This is a genomic window from Ilumatobacter sp. (assembly GCF_039969435.1).
Classification (GTDB): domain Bacteria; phylum Actinomycetota; class Acidimicrobiia; order Acidimicrobiales; family Ilumatobacteraceae; genus Ilumatobacter_A.
In genome coordinates, this window is sequence record NZ_JBDVNU010000038.1 from 138,153 (window position 1) to 152,552 (window position 14,400).

Here is a 14,400-nt window from a genome sequence, read left to right on the forward strand (position 1 = left end):
GGTCCGACGACGGAGACCTCGGCCGTGTTCCACCGCGAGCACGGTTCACCCGGTGGTGGGGAGCTCCTGCTCGATCGTGAGGACGGGGGCGAAGAGGTCGCCCAGGGCGGCCAAGCGTTCGAGGACGTCGGCGGACTCGAAGACGAGCGCGAGCCGCCCGGACGCACATGCATCGACCTCGTCCCAGGTCACCGGGGTGGACACCGTCGGACGGTCTCGTGCCCGCAACGAGTACGGCGCGATCGTCGTCTTGTGGTGGGCGTTCTGACTCCAGTCGACGAACACCTTCCCCGGTCGCTCGACCTTCGCCATCACCGTGGTCACCCGTCCGACGAGTTGACGCTCGAGCACCTGGCCGACGGCGAGTGCGAAGTCTGCGGCGCCCTGATGGGTCGCCGTCGGCGTGTTCAGCGGGACGTACATCTGCAGCCCCTTCGAGCCGGACGTCTTGCACCATCCCCTCAGCCCGACCGCGTCGAGAACGCTCTGCGCCGCGAGCGCCACCTGGCAGCACTCGACCACGGACGCCTGGGGTCCGGGGTCGAAGTCGAACACCAACGTGCGCGGCGTGTCGAGATCGGATGCATACGCCATCGGCGCGTGCAGTTCGAGTGCGGCCAGGTTGGCCGCCCATGCCATCGTGGCGGTGTCCTCGACCCGGCAGTACTCGATCCCGCCGCGTCGATCTCCGGGCCCCAGGGACACCGGCACCCAGTCGGGTCGGTGTCGATTGCACCGCTTCTCGAAGAAGCCGTCGCGGTCGGACCCGTCGGGAAACCTGCGGAACGTGATGCACCGGTGGGCCAGGTGATTCGTGGCCACCGGTGCGATCCGCACGAAGTAGTCGATCACCTCGGCCTTGGTGAAGCCCGACGGGTAGAGCACCTTGTCGAGGTTCGTCAGCGTGACCTGACGCCCCTCGACCTCGATGACGGTCGGCGGACTCACGCCGACTTCTTCACCGCCGACTTCTTCGCCGCAGTCTTCTTCGCCGCAGTCTTCTTCGCCGTGGTCTTCTTGGAGGTGGTCTTCCTCGCCGCGGTCTTCTTCGCCGCAGTCTTCTTCGCTGCGGCCTTCCCGGCGGTGGACTTCTTCGCTGCCGCCTTCTTCTGTGCAGTCGTCGTCGCCGTCGACTTCGTCGCCGCTGACGAGCCGGGTTCGGACGCCTCCTCCTCGTCGGAGCCGGCGCGGTCCTTTGCTCCCCACTTGGCGGCCGCAGCGCGACGCGCCGGGTGGTTCTCACGAGAGGCCTTGGCCGCGGCGACGCTCGCTTCCAGCGCCGCCATGATGTCGATCACCTTCGGCGCCTCGGCGGCCGCCGCCGGGGCGACCATCTCCTCGCCGTCACGCTTCATCTCGATCAGTGTCATGACCTGCTCGTAGTACTCGTCGTGGTACTTCCACGGCTCGAAGTCGGCGCTGAGCGACTCGACCAGCGACTCGGCCATCAGCACTTCCTTGTCGCTCACCTCGATGTCGGCCAGCTCCGCGATCGCCTCGATCTCGGCGGGGTCGACCACTTCGTCGGCATAGGCCAGCGACGACATCACCAGCCTCCCCTCCTCTGCCCGGATCGCAGCCGTGTACTGCTTGTTGCGCATCACGTACCGGCCGATGCCGACCTTGCCCGACGCCTCCATCGCGCGCGCGAGCAGGGCGTACGGCTTGGCGTTGACGTCGGGGGCCAGGTGGTAGGCGGTGTCGAAGTACACCGGGTCGATCTGATCGAGGTCGACGAACTCCTCGAGGTCGATCGTCTTGGTCGCCGCCGGCATGAACGGCTCGAGTTCGTCGGGGTCGATCACGATGTAGCTGCCCTTGGAGACCTCGTAGGCCTTGACGATGTGTTCGTCGGCCACCTCCTCGCCGGTCTCGCCGTTGACCTTGCGATAGCGGATGCGCGCCATGTTCCGCTCGTCGAGTTGGTTGAACGACACCGACTTCTTGCGGACCGCGTGGAAGAGCTTGACCGGGATCGCCACCAGGCCGAACGAGATCGTGCCACTCCAGACGGGTCGTGCCATGTCCAGACCTTACCGATCACGCCCACCTGCGACCGCGTCCCGCCGGCCTCCCGCGACCTCGACGTCGCTTCGAGACGGTCAGGCCACCTGGAACGTGTCGACGATCAACTGGCGGATGCCCGGCTCCTCGCTCGGGTGGATCAGCAGGAGCATCGCGTACAGCGACTCGTCGGCGGTCGTGCCTCCGAGGAGGCGGACGTCGAGTCCGTCCGTTCCGCAGTCGAAGCTGCGTTCCTGGCCGCTGTAGACGCCGTCGTCGTAGTCGGTCTCGGCCACGACGGTGCATCCGATCCCTTCGAGGTCTGCCTGGAACTCGAGGACGCGACCGACGAATCCGCCGTCACGGAAGCCGCCCTCGCCACGCAGCATCAGCACGCCGGGGGTCGCCAGTCCGTAGAACGTGTCGATGTCGGACGATGCGACGAGTTGTTGCCGGCCGTCCTCGAGCGACTCCTCGGTCTCGGTCCAGTCGACCGGGACGGAGAGGCTGATGTTCGACGCCTCGTTGGTGATCGGGGTCCCTGCGGCCGCTGCGACCGGTTCGGCGGGTTCGGCGGGTTCGATGGTCTCACCCGCAGCTGCTGCGGCTGCCTCGACGGCTCCCTGCGATTGCTCGTCGAGCACGTCACCCTCGGCACCGCAGACGTCGACGAGGAAGGTGCGCAACGAATCGCGCGTCGACGTGAACCCACGGACCGCCTCGAGGAGCGCATCCGGATCCGACACCTCCGAGGCACGGGTGTTGTCGTAGCCGACCTCCTCGAACGCCGGGATGATGACGGCGAGCTGGTCCTGCGCGTCCGTCGGCTCGGCGGCGAACTCGTCCGACGGTGCCGACTCGATCACCGAGGGGATGACAGCCGCCAACGCTGCGAACAACTGCTGCGAGGTACCGAACTGACCGTCGCGAACCAGGTCGACGGCGTTCGCCGCGATGTAGAACGAGCGACTCGACTCACAGAACGGAACGAGCTCCACGGGCAGTTCGAGCAGGCCGGTGTCGGTCTGCACGGTGGCCAGTTCGCCCGATGCCCAGTCGGGGCGATCCGATGCCGGTTCCGTCGAGGGCGGCTCGGTGGCGGGCGGCTCGGTCGTCGACGGCTCCGTCGCTGGTGGCTCGGTCGCTGGTGGCTCCGTCGGTGGCGTGGTGGCGGGCGACGTCGTCTCGACCGCCGCCTCGTCGTCGGCGGCGTCGGTGGCGACGGGCTCGCCGCCGCTTCCACCGCAGGCCGCGAGCAGACCGATCGCGGTGACCAGTCCCGTACAGAGTCGTGTGCGCTTGTTCACCCGAGCAGCATCCGTTGCACGCGTGAACGACGCGTGAACCGGGCGGGCGGCGCGCTGCGAGCGCTCAGGTCTGGTCGAGGACGGCGCGAGCGACGATGTCGGTGCCGAAGGCCGTGAGGATCGCGAGGTAGAGCAGGCCCGTCGCCGCCATGACGGCCGAGTAGTACCGCTCCTTCAGCGCCGCTCTCGTCACGAGCACGAGGACGATCGTGGTGATCGCACACATCCCCCACATCCAGCCGAGGAGTCCGCCCCAACCGTCGTCGACGGTGCCGAGCCAGACGCTGATCATCCCCGTCGGGAGCAGCAGCGCCCCGACCTCGAGCGGCCAGAGCCAGCCCAGTGCGGTGACCATCTCGTTGAGCAGACGCCGCGGCAGCCCGGGCTGGACGAGATACCAGTGACCGAGCAGCATGCCGTCACTGATCGCACCGATGAAGGCGGCTCCGATGATGGTGCGGAGCAGGGCGACTGCGGTGTTGCCACCTGCGTCGACGGCGGCGGCGACCAGGCCGATCATGCCGATCGCCGCCGGTATTAGATCGAGGACCGGGTTGAACTCGGGCCCCGCCGTCGACGAACCGCCGGCGCCGGCTCGGGTCACCTCCGCGTCGGGAGCGACCTGGCGATCGATGCCCGTCATCGCCGCGACACGCTCGGATCGACGGTCGAACTCTGCGTCCTGGCCCGACACGCCTGCGCCCTTGCGGACGATCGACACCACGAGGCCGACGAGGCACGCAACGGCCACGCCCGCCGACGCCGCCTCGCGGATCGGATCGAGGCCGAAGGCGAGGCCTGCGGCGAACGCTCCGGCAGCGAAGCAGAAGTAGGTGCCGCGGAGCAGCCAGCCGTACCCCAGTCCGACGATGCGGTGGCGGGTGGTGAACCAGCAGAACAGCATTCCGCCGGTTGCCCACTGCAGCAGCACGGTGGCGGCGTCGAGTCGGATCACCGTCACGATCGTAACGGTCGGTCCTGACCGTCGTTCGGGCAGTGCCGCTCGTAGCCTCGGGGTGACATGGCGCACCTCCCGCATCTGCCGGTCACGACGTGGCGACGTCTCGGTGCCGTCGCCGTCGCCGGCGTCTCACTGACCGGGTGTTTCACCGGTCAACGGCCCGAGTTCGAGGACGAGACCGGCGCGCCGGCGGCGAGCACCGGAAACGCCGACATCGACCGGGTGCTCGGCCTGCTCGACTCGGTCGACCGTTCGGAATTCACCGTGGGGTACGACATCGAGACGAAGTTCAACACCGTGTCGTCGACGGGGATCGTGGTGCAGGCGGTCGGTCAGCGCCGCTCGATCACGGTCGAGAACGACGAGCGAACGGTCCGGTTCATCGAGGATGGCGGTGAGGAACTCACGTGCGACCTGCTCGTCGGAGAGTGCGAGACCTCACTCAACGACGCGCGCATCAGCGACACCCAGCTCTCGCACACGTTCTACGGTCCGGCGTTCGCCAGCCGTCTCCGCGCCGACGCCGACCGACGGATCGGCGACCCCGTGGCGTACACGAAGAACCTCGCCGGTCAGGAGGCCCAGTGTGTCGACATCTCGGTCGCCGGCGGCACCAAGACCTACTGTGCGTTGGCCACCGGTCCACTCGCGGAGTTCGTCGGCGCCGACGTCACGATCGAGCTCACCAGCTACTCCCCCGAACCAGACTCGACCAAGTTCGAGACGTCCTGACGGTCGGGTTCGCGCGAGTCGCTCGAACCGGCGGCGCGATCTACTCGTCGCCGAACCAACTGCCGTGGAACCCGTGAGGCACGCGCTGGGGGATGTCGATGGTCGCGACCGGGTCGGCGGACATGTCCGCGGCGTCGAGCACCACGAACTGCGAGGTCCGGTCGGCCTTGTCGTACACGAACGACAGCACCCAGCCATCGTCCTCTCCGACATCGGCAGCGGCGGGCACGAACACGGGCTCCGACGTCGATCGACCCGCCCCGAAGTCGTGGAAGGTGGACGATCCGTCGGTGACGTCGTACTTGACCACGCCGGTCGCCGCGTCGGTGATCGCCGGCTCGCCGGGTCGACCCATCACGGCCCAGCTGTACCGGTTGGCGAGGCCGGCGCGGCGATCGTCGATCCTCGGGAAGGCGTGCTCGACGTCGTCGAGCTGCTGCTCGGTGACCGATCCGGTGCGCAGATCGAAGCGCCACCGCCACAGGTAGCACGGTTCGAATGCATCGGGACTGGCATCCCACATCGACGGGTGGCGGCCGGCGTCGAGAACGACGACGTCGCCGTCGTCCTCCTCCCAGGCGTTCACGATGTGGAACACGTAGCAGCTGTCGATGTCGAACCACCGCGTCTCCACCGGTGCGCCGTTCGCGATCTTGCGGCGATCCACGAGGCCGACACGCGACCCGTTGTCGGGTCGCCAACAGAAGGGCATCCCGGCGCCACTCATCGCGACGTCGAGATCGAACACGACCGGCAGGTCGAGGAAGATCGCATGGTTCCGGCTGATCGCGAAGTCGTGCATCATCACTGGAGTCGGGGTGACGATCGGCTGGGCGTGGATCACCTGTCCGCTCGCGTCGGCCACGTAATAGGTGACGGACGGCTCCGACACGAGGCCGTACCCGAAGAAGTGCATCTCGCCCGTCTCGGCGCACACGTGCGGGTGTGCCGTGACCGGCGTGGTGACGGCGCCTCCGAAGTCGGTGGGGCCGAGCGTGTCGAGATCGGGTGAGATCTCGTTCGGGAAGCTGCCTTCCTCGAGTGCGTAGATCCGCCCGGCGTGGCGCAGAACGTGGGTGTTGGCCCGCCCGGCGCGCAGGTCGAACTCGAACGTCGTGGGGTCGAAGCGCTCCTCCCCGGCGAGCAGCTTCGTGCGCACCCACCGATTCCGGTACCACTCGGCCTTGCCGTCACGCAGCCGGATGCCGTGGAGCATCCCGTCGCCGTCGAACCAGTGGCTCGGGGTGACGCCGTCGGGTGGGTTGGCGCCGTTGCGGAAGAAGCGGCCGTTGAGTTCCGGCGGGAGTCGACCCACGACGGGCAGGTCGTACGCCTCGATCTCGTCCTGGACGGGGGCGTAGTTGCCCTTCATGTAGAACGGCAGTGCGGTCCGTGGTTCCTCGACGGCGGTCATGTGTGGACGCTAGACCCCGGCTCGAGCGGGTGTCGGGCCGGAACCTCGAGGTCGTCGAGATCCGGCGCCGACCCTCGCCGTCACGCGTGGACGGACACGAGGGCGCGGTCGGAGTTGTTCAGCGGACGACACCCGTCGTCCGTCGCGACGGCGATGTCCTCGAGTCGCATCCCCCACTGACCTGGCACGTAGATGCCCGGCTCGATGCTGAAGGCATGCCCCGCTTCGAGCGGCAGCTCGTTGCCTTCGACGATGTATGGATCCTCGTGCGCCTCCAGCCCGATGCCGTGCCCGGTCCGGTGGATGAAGAACTCCCCGTAGCCCGCACCGGCGATCACCGATCGTGCAGCGCGGTCCACGTCCTGGCATGCGGCGCCGACCACGGCCGCAGCAGTGGCGGCCTGTTGCGCCTGGTGCAGGACGTCGTAGGCCTCGGCGACCTGCGCGGGGACGTCTCCGGTGAACACGCAGCGCGTGGTGTCCGAGCAGTAGCCGTTCATCGTGCCGCCGAAGTCGGTGAGCACGATCTCGTCCTCGCGGATCACCCGGTCTCCGGGGTGATGGTGCGGGCTCGACGCGTTCTCCCCTGCGGCCACGATCGCGAAGTTCACCTTCTGATGTCCTTCCTCCACGATCCGCCGTCCGAGGTGGTCCGACACCTGGGCCTCGGTCCGACCCACCAGCGGGATCTCGCCTCGCTGCAACTCCCCGGCGATCCTGTCGACGGCAGCGCCCGCAGCCGCGAGGGCCTCGACCTCTGCACCGTCCTTGCGAATCCGCAGCGCGCCCACCACGTCGACCGAGCGCTCGAAGACGACACCGGGGAGGTGCGGGAGCAGTTCGACCAGGAACCGCGCCCACATCTGGTCACCGACCGCGACGCGCCGCGACCCGGCCGTCAGCTCGGCGACGATCGCCGACGGGTCCTGCGTCTCGGACCAGGGGCGCAGATCGAACACTCCGGGTTGCTCGACGACGCGTGCGGCTTCGAGTTCGGGGATCACCATCGTCGCGTCGCCCTCCCGGGGCACGACGAGCATCGTGAGCCGCTCGAGTGGCATCGCCAGGTAGCCACTCAGGTACGGCATGTCCTGGCCGATCGAGAGCAGGACGGTGTCGATGTCGTGGACCGCCATGGCGGCACGGACTCTCGCCATCCGGTCGAGGTAGACGGACGTGTCCAGGACGGGAGCGCTCATCTCGCGAGTCTGCCACCGGTCGTCGTTCGACGGGCCCCGTGCACACGATCCACGCCCCGTCGGCACATGCGTCCCGAGGCCGTCTCGCGAAGCCTCTCCGCAGGCGACCACCGGCCGTCGGCCCCACCCGTCCGATTCTCCTAGATTGAGGACCCGTGAGCGCACACCCCTCCGACGGTCCGGCCCGTCACCGCGGATTCACGTCGAACCGGCCGATGTTGTCCCGCACCCGACTGCTCGACCTGATGGCGGCTCGGCTCGATCGCAGCGTGACCGTCATCTCCGCCGGGGCCGGATTCGGCAAGAGCACACTCCTCGCCCAGACGATCGCCGACCCGCTCACCGCGGATCGCGTCCACTACGTCGTGCACCGGGTCGGCCCGACCGACCCGAACGGTGAAGCCATGGCCGCGGCCCTCGCCGACCAACTCGCTGCGATCGCAGGCACGCTCGTGGCTGTTCCGGTCGACGACCCGGCGGCGTCGACGACCGGGATCTCACCCGGCACCACCGCATCCGACGTCTCACTCGCCGACCAGATCTGGCACCTCAGCCCCGCGTACGTCACCATCGTGGTCGACGACATCCACCTGCTCGGCGCCGGGAGCGCCGGTTGGTCGCTGCTCGACGACCTGATCCACGACCTCCCGGAGAACGGCGACGCCGTGCTCAGCGGTCGCGGCTTCCACGAACTCACCCTCGCCCGGCTGCTCACACGTGGCGAGGCCGTGGAGATCGACGAGTCGATGCTGGCGTTCACCGCCGACGAGATCGACGAATTCGCCCGACTCCGCTCCGTCGACCGCACCGCCCTCGACGACCACGGATGGCCGGCCCTGATCGAGTTGGAGGCGCGAGCCGGGGTGGCCGGTGCCCATGCGTTCGTGGCCGAGGAGGTACTCGACGCACTCGAACCCCGACGTCTCGACGCGCTGCGCCGGATCGCACTGCACGACCACATCGACGATGCTCTGGTCCGTGCGACCACCTCCTTCCCGGGTTCGGCCGACGACCTGCTCGCCGACCTGCCACTCACGAGCAGGAACACCGACGGTGGGTGGACGCTGCACGACCTGTGGAAGAGCGTGCTCGTCGCCGGGCTCGACACCGACGCGAGAACCGAGTCGCTGACCGCCGGTGCCCAGTTGCTGCGCGAGCGGGGAGCGGTACGCGACGCCATCGCGCTCGCCGTCGAAGCGGGCGACAACGACATCACGCTCGACCTGCTGGCGGACTTCGCCCGCGACCTCCCGTTGGCGAACAGCATCGGCGACCGCCGGTTCGTGCTGGAACTCCTCCCCCACTCGCTGTCGGGAACCGCCGAGGCGGAACTACTGCGCGCCGACATCGTGTTCGCCAGCGAACCGATGCGGGCAGCGGGTCCGCTCCAGCACGCGATCGACGCGGCGACCGCGCAGGATCGTCCCGAGGTGACGGTGCTCGCGCTGCTCCGCCTCGGTGACATGGCCTACCGTTCGGGTGACCGTGCCGGACTCCGGGACTCACACGAGCGTCTCGGCCGACTCGACGCGCTCGGTGGCACGGGTGCCGCTGCGGCACTCGTCCTCACCGAGTCCTGGCTGCTGCTGCTCGACAACGATCCCACGTCCGCGATCGCGCTGATGGGGAGTGAAGCTCTCCGGTCCTACCCGCCGGTGGGATCGATGGCCGACTACTACCGGGCCGTGCAGCTGGGCCACGCGGGCCAGGCCGAGGCGTCACTGCGTGCGCTCGAACATCTCGCATCGATGCCGGACGCGCGCATCCTCGAACGACGGGGTGGATTCGCTGCGCTGATGCGCTGGTGGACCGGCTCCCTCGACGCCGACGGTCGTCTGGCAGCCGACCGGCTGTTGGATCGCGTCGACGGCGACCACCAGCAGCACTTCTTCGTCGAGGGTGCCGCGACGTCGGCGCTCTGGCATGCCGGCGCCGGCGACGTCGCCACCGCTCAGGCGCTGCTGGCACGAGCCCGGGCGCAACGCGACCGTGTCCCCGCCGGATCGTGGGCCGCGATCTCGGTCGAGACCGCCGGCGCGGTGGTGGAACTCGTCGGCGGCGACGAGGCGGCCGCAGCACGGCGCCTCGAGGGAGTCCTTCCCGACACCGGCCCGTTCGACGGATTCGCTCGCCACGTGTTCGGCAACGTCGGCGCCCTCCTCTACGTGCTCGTCCCGCGGTCGCGGCCGTTCTTCGACGAGGAGCGACCCGGCCCCGACCTGGCCGTCGCCACCGACGTGGGCCGTGCGATCGTTGCGTTGCGTGAACACGGTTCTGCGTCGCTCGCGTCCCGACTGCCCTGGCAGGACATCTCCCGGCTGCGGACCTGGGCCTACGAACCGCATCTCGCCGAACTCGCCATCGCCGCCATGAGCAACGGCGTGATCCAGGCCGGCACGGCACTGGCCGGGTTGCGGATCGACCCACGCCGCACGCTGCGCGGGGTCGCTGAGCGACACGCCGGCACGGTCGCCACCCTCGCTCGCGAAGAACTGGATCGCACACCGACTCGTCCGTCGCTCACCACCCACGTCCGTGTCCTCGGACCCACCGCCGTGTCCGTCGGGTCCGAACCCGGGTCGGATGCCCCACCGATCCGACGCAAGATGGTCCGCGAACTGCTGCTGCTGCTCGTCCATCGCGGCCGGTTGCGGCGAGACGAGATCGCCGCGCTGATGTGGCCCGACAGGGACGAGACCTCTGCTCGCAACAACCTGCGGGCGACCCTCAACCACCTCCGCACGCTGCTCGAGCACAGCGTCGACGATGCCGACGCCGGACCGCCCTGGCACGTCCGCTCCGACGGCGAGTCCCTCGAACTGTTCGCGAGCGACCGACTCGTCATCGACGCCGTCGCGTTCGAACAGTCGGTCAGGTCGGCTCGTCGCGCCGACGCCGAGCGCCGGCCCGCCGACGCACTGGCCCACTGTCGTCACGCGATCGCCCGGTACCGCGGGCCGTACCTCCACGACGCCCTCGACCAGGACTGGGCCTTCAACCATCGGATGACGCTGCACCTCGATCACGTCGAGATGTGCATCCGGGCCAGTGAACTGCTCGACGCCCGCGGCGACGTCGGCGAGGCACTCGCGCTCGCACGCACCGCGGTCGACGCCGAACCGCTGTCGGAGCGGGCCCATCGCGCCCTGGTCCGGGCACTCCTCACCTCCGAGGACCGCCCGGGCGCCCGGCGAGCACACGCCCGCTGCCTCGAACTGCTCGGCGCCGACGGACTCTCCGCGTCCGCGGACACGATCCGCCTCGGCGCAGGTCTCTGAACCGACAGGAAGCACGCGCCGACCCGGGAGACCTCCGTAGCCTGTGGCCATGGCGACCGACACCCCGACTCCCACCCAGATCGACCTCTACTGGCGGCCCGGCTGCGGGTTCTGCTCGTCGTTGCGCGGGCAGTTGGACGCGCTGGGCATCGAGCGCGTCGAACACAACATCTGGGACGAACCCGACAAGGCCGCCGTGGTGCGCGAGCACGCGAACGGCAACGAGACCGTTCCGACCGTGGTGGTCGGCGGCGTCGGCATGGTCAACCCGTCACCTCGTGATCTCGCCGCCCACCTCGCAACTCACGCTCCGCACCTGCTGCCCGACGGCTTCGAAGCTCCCCAGCCCGGCGCCGTCGAGCGCGCCATCGGCAAGATCTTCCGATAGCCGATCCGACGACGACCCCCGGCACCTTCCGTCGTTCGTCGTCGGATCGGGTCCTCGGAGTCCGGTCCCAGGGCGTAGCGTCGGACACATGACCGACAACGAACGGCACCCCGCGCTCGAGGGAACCGAGATCGTCGACTCCGTCCTCGACCTCATCGGCGAGACGCCCATGGTCCGGATGAAGCGGGTGAGCGAGGACCAGGGCATCCGCTGCGTGCTCGCGATGAAGCACGAGGTGACCAACCCCGGTGGCTCGTCGAAGGACCGCCCCGCCCTCGAGATGATCCTCGCCGCCGAGGCCAGCGGTGAACTGAAACCGGGCGGCACGATCGTGGAGCCGACCTCCGGCAACACCGGCGTCGGCCTCGCCATCGTCGCCGCACAGCGCGGGTACACGTGCGTCTTCGTCATGACGACCAAGGTCGGCAAGGAGAAGGTCGACCTGCTCCGCGCGTACGGCGCCGAAGTCGTGGTGTGCGACGTGGCCGTGGCCCCCGACGACCCGAACAGTTACTACTCCGTCGCCGAGCGACTCACCCACGAGCGCAACGCGTTCCGCCCGAACCAGTACGCGAACCCTCACAACGCCACCGCCCACACCAAGACCACGGGCCCCGAGATCTGGCGTCAGACCGGCGGACGCATCACCCATTTCATCGCCGGCGCCGGTACCTGCGGGTCGATCACCGGTACGGGCCGGTACCTGAAGCAGATGAACCCCGACATCAAGATCATCGCGGCGGACCCCGAGAAGTCCGTGTTCTCCGGAGGCTCGGGTCGCCCCTATCTGGTCGAGGGAGTGGGCGAGGACTTCTTCCCCGCCGCGTACGACGGCGACCTGTGGGACCAGGTGATCCCGATCAGCGACGAGGAGAGCTTCCTCACGGCCCGGTACGTCAGCGAGACCGAAGGCATCCTGATCGGCGGCTCGGGAGGGCTGGCCGTCGCCGCAGCGATGAAGGTCGCGAAGGAGGCCGACGACGACGCCGTCGTGGTCGTCTTCAACCCCGACTCCGGTCGGGGCTACCTCTCCACCGTGTTCAACGAGGACTGGATGATGAACTTCGGGTTCGTCCAGGAGTGCGACCAGTGCGTCGGCGCCGTGTTGGACACCCGCAACGCGTCGATCGAGAACCTGCTCTACGTCAACCCTCACCAGCCGGTTCGCGACGCCATCGAGATCATGCGCTCGAACGGCGTCAGCCAACTGCCCGTGTGCAAGAACACACCTCCGTTCGCCAACGCCGAGGTGTCCGGGTCCGTCGACGAGTTGGAGTTGATGGACGTCATCCACCGCGATCCGGCAGCGATGAGCGTCGAGGTCGAGAAGGTGATGAGCGCCAAGTTGCCGACCATCGGCGTGGGTCAGAAGGTCGAACTGGCGGTGGCGATGCTCGAGACGGCACCGGCGCTGCTCGTGCTGTCCGGAGGCCAGCCGCTCAGCGTGCTCACCCGCTCCGACCTGCTCTCCTACTTCACGGCCATCGCCACCGACATCGACACGGCCCCCGACGACACGGAGGTCGGCAATGGCTGATCAGGACGACACGACGTCGAAGCAGGAGCGCGACACCGGGCTCCTGGGGTTCTCCACGCGCGCGATCCACGCCGGCCAGGATCCCGACCCCGCCACCGGTGCCGTGGTCACTCCGATCTCGCTGTCGACCACGTTCGCGCAGGACGGTGTGGGCAACCACAAGGGCTACGAGTACGCCCGCTCCGGCAACCCGACGCGCACCGCCGTCGACACCCAGATCGCCTCGCTCGAACAGGCTCGATATGGCATGTCGTTCGCGAGCGGGCTCGCCGCCGAGGACAACGTCCTGCGCCTCCTCACACCGCCGCACGCAGGCGGGAGGCGGATCCTGCTCGGCAACGACGCGTACGGCGGCACGTTCCGCCTGATCGCCAAGGTCTGGGAACCGATGGGATTCCCGTGGACCGCCGTCGACCTCACCGACATCGACGCACTCCGCGCGAACTGGCCCGACGACACCGGAATGATCTGGCTCGAGACGCCCACCAATCCGCTCCTCACGTGCTTCGACATCGAGGCGATCGCCTCCGTCGCCCACGAGCGCGGAGCGATCGTCGTGGTCGACAACACGTTCGCCACCCCGTATCTCCAGCAACCGATCACCCTCGGAGCCGACATCGTGGTCCACTCGGCCACGAAGTACCTCGGCGGCCACAGCGACGTGGTCGGCGGATTCGTCGCGACGTCCCACGACGGCTACGCCGAGCGGATCGCCTTCACCCAGAACGCGGCGGGGGCCGTCCCTGCGCCCTTCGACAACTATCTCGTGCTGCGCGGGGTCAAGACCCTCGCCGTGCGGATGGACCGCCACTGCGAGAACGCTCGTGCGATCGTCGACCTGCTCGTCGATCACCCGAAGGTCGAGCGGGTGCTCTACCCGCAACTCCCCGACCACCCCGGCCACGCCGCCGCGGCGAAACAGATGAAGGACTTCGGAGGCATGGTGTCGTTCCAGGTCCGAGGCGGGGCCACGACCGCTCGGGATGCGGCGATGCGCGTCGCCGACGCCACCTCGATCTTCACCCTCGCCGAGTCACTCGGTGCGGTCGAGAGCCTGATCGAACACCCGGGAGCGATGACGCACATGTCGGCCGCCGGGTCTCCACTCGAAGTGCCCGACAACCTGGTCCGGCTGTCCGTGGGCATCGAGGACTCCGCCGACCTCGTCGAGGACCTGGCCGCAGCCCTCGACACCATCTGACGTCGTCCGACAGCTGACCGGCCTCACCGGCTCGATTGACACCGATCGCACGCTGCGCGATCGTGACCACATGATCGAGTACGGCGGGGCCGGTGCACGTCGGGTGTTGCTCCGTCAGGCACTCGGTGGAGACGAGTTCCTCCGCGTCACGTGGCACGAGAGCAAGGACGTGTTCGTGTTCTCGCACTGGGTCGGTGACACGTGCACGAATGCCACGCCGGTCGGCGTCTCGGAGCTGGGCGATCTCGCCTCGATGACCGTTGCGGCCATCGGTCGCCGGGCGTCGTCCATTGCGCCGTCGGTGGCTGCGTGGCCCCCTCCCGACCCGGCCGGCGAGATCCGGCTCTGGGCGGGCGACGCCGGTTGACCTCCGACGTCG

At 68.8% G+C, this 14,400-nt stretch carries 12 protein-coding genes; 6 read left to right on the plus strand and 6 right to left on the minus strand.

All coding sequences use genetic code 11. The features are described from left to right. Window positions 1-45: 45 nt before the first annotated feature. The 4 genes from ligD to ABJK40_RS21810 all read right to left on the minus strand — a co-directional run bounded on the left by ligD (window position 46) and on the right by ABJK40_RS21810 (window position 4,266). Window positions 46-948, minus strand: a complete 903-nt coding sequence (ligD, locus tag ABJK40_RS21795) for a non-homologous end-joining DNA ligase (RefSeq protein WP_348479194.1) — start codon at window positions 946-948, stop codon at window positions 46-48. After that, window positions 945-2,024, minus strand: a complete 1,080-nt coding sequence (locus ABJK40_RS21800) for a Ku protein (protein ID WP_348479195.1) — start codon at window positions 2,022-2,024, stop codon at window positions 945-947. The genes ligD and ABJK40_RS21800 overlap by 4 nt, the downstream gene beginning before the upstream one ends. A 78-nt stretch (window positions 2,025-2,102) precedes the next feature. Beyond that, on the minus strand, window positions 2,103-3,311 hold the full coding sequence (locus ABJK40_RS21805) for a hypothetical protein (protein ID WP_348479196.1): 1,209 nt from the start codon (window positions 3,309-3,311) through the stop codon (window positions 2,103-2,105). Between the two features lie 64 nt (window positions 3,312-3,375). After that, on the minus strand, window positions 3,376-4,266 hold the full coding sequence (locus tag ABJK40_RS21810; RefSeq protein ID WP_348479197.1) for a hypothetical protein: 891 nt from the start codon (window positions 4,264-4,266) through the stop codon (window positions 3,376-3,378). A 66-nt stretch (window positions 4,267-4,332) separates the two neighbouring features. On the opposite strand from ABJK40_RS21810, the gene ABJK40_RS21815 reads away from it, so the two are divergent. Next, window positions 4,333-5,004 (plus strand): hypothetical protein, encoded by a 672-nt coding sequence (locus ABJK40_RS21815; protein WP_348479198.1) that lies wholly within the window; start codon window positions 4,333-4,335, stop codon window positions 5,002-5,004. 40 nt (window positions 5,005-5,044) lie between these two features. On the opposite strand, the gene ABJK40_RS21820 is transcribed toward ABJK40_RS21815, so the two are convergent. Continuing rightward, window positions 5,045-6,418, minus strand: coding sequence for a carotenoid oxygenase family protein (locus ABJK40_RS21820; protein WP_348479199.1), 1,374 nt, complete (start codon window positions 6,416-6,418; stop codon window positions 5,045-5,047). 80 nt (window positions 6,419-6,498) lie between these two features. Continuing rightward, window positions 6,499-7,617: an aminopeptidase P family protein gene (locus tag ABJK40_RS21825; RefSeq protein WP_348479200.1), complete on the minus strand. Its 1,119-nt coding sequence runs from the start codon at window positions 7,615-7,617 to the stop codon at window positions 6,499-6,501. A gap of 155 nt (window positions 7,618-7,772) precedes the next feature. On the opposite strand from ABJK40_RS21825, the gene ABJK40_RS21830 reads away from it, so the two are divergent. The 5 genes from ABJK40_RS21830 to ABJK40_RS21850 all read left to right on the plus strand — a co-directional run bounded on the left by ABJK40_RS21830 (window position 7,773) and on the right by ABJK40_RS21850 (window position 14,388). After that, window positions 7,773-10,895 (plus strand): BTAD domain-containing putative transcriptional regulator, encoded by a 3,123-nt coding sequence (locus tag ABJK40_RS21830; protein ID WP_348479201.1) that lies wholly within the window; start codon window positions 7,773-7,775, stop codon window positions 10,893-10,895. A 49-nt stretch (window positions 10,896-10,944) separates the two neighbouring features. Next, window positions 10,945-11,283 carry a glutaredoxin domain-containing protein gene (locus ABJK40_RS21835; RefSeq protein ID WP_348479202.1) on the plus strand — a complete coding sequence of 113 codons (339 nt, stop codon included), beginning with the start codon at window positions 10,945-10,947 and terminating at the stop codon, window positions 11,281-11,283. Window positions 11,284-11,371: 88 nt separating this feature from the next. Continuing rightward, the gene (locus tag ABJK40_RS21840) at window positions 11,372-12,820 is read left to right on the plus strand and encodes a pyridoxal-phosphate dependent enzyme (protein WP_348479203.1); all 1,449 of its coding nucleotides are present in this window, start codon (window positions 11,372-11,374) and stop codon (window positions 12,818-12,820) included. Further along, window positions 12,813-14,021, plus strand: coding sequence for a cystathionine gamma-synthase (locus tag ABJK40_RS21845; protein WP_348479204.1), 1,209 nt, complete (start codon window positions 12,813-12,815; stop codon window positions 14,019-14,021). The genes ABJK40_RS21840 and ABJK40_RS21845 overlap by 8 nt, the downstream gene beginning before the upstream one ends. A gap of 70 nt (window positions 14,022-14,091) precedes the next feature. Next, window positions 14,092-14,388 carry a hypothetical protein gene (locus tag ABJK40_RS21850; RefSeq protein WP_348479205.1) on the plus strand — a complete coding sequence of 99 codons (297 nt, stop codon included), beginning with the start codon at window positions 14,092-14,094 and terminating at the stop codon, window positions 14,386-14,388. Window positions 14,389-14,400: the final 12 nt, after the last annotated feature.

Coding starts and splice junctions, on each gene's coding strand:
- ABJK40_RS21850 (WP_348479205.1), top strand. CDS start 14,092: ATGATCGAGTACGGCGGGGCCGGTGCACGTCGGGTGTTGCTCCGTCAG.
- ABJK40_RS21825 (WP_348479200.1), bottom strand. CDS start 7,617: ATGAGCGCTCCCGTCCTGGACACGTCCGTCTACCTCGACCGGATGGCG.
- ABJK40_RS21840 (WP_348479203.1), top strand. CDS start 11,372: ATGACCGACAACGAACGGCACCCCGCGCTCGAGGGAACCGAGATCGTC.
- ABJK40_RS21815 (WP_348479198.1), top strand. CDS start 4,333: ATGGCGCACCTCCCGCATCTGCCGGTCACGACGTGGCGACGTCTCGGT.
- ABJK40_RS21820 (WP_348479199.1), bottom strand. CDS start 6,418: ATGACCGCCGTCGAGGAACCACGGACCGCACTGCCGTTCTACATGAAG.
- ABJK40_RS21845 (WP_348479204.1), top strand. CDS start 12,813: ATGGCTGATCAGGACGACACGACGTCGAAGCAGGAGCGCGACACCGGG.
- ABJK40_RS21835 (WP_348479202.1), top strand. CDS start 10,945: ATGGCGACCGACACCCCGACTCCCACCCAGATCGACCTCTACTGGCGG.
- ABJK40_RS21800 (WP_348479195.1), bottom strand. CDS start 2,024: ATGGCACGACCCGTCTGGAGTGGCACGATCTCGTTCGGCCTGGTGGCG.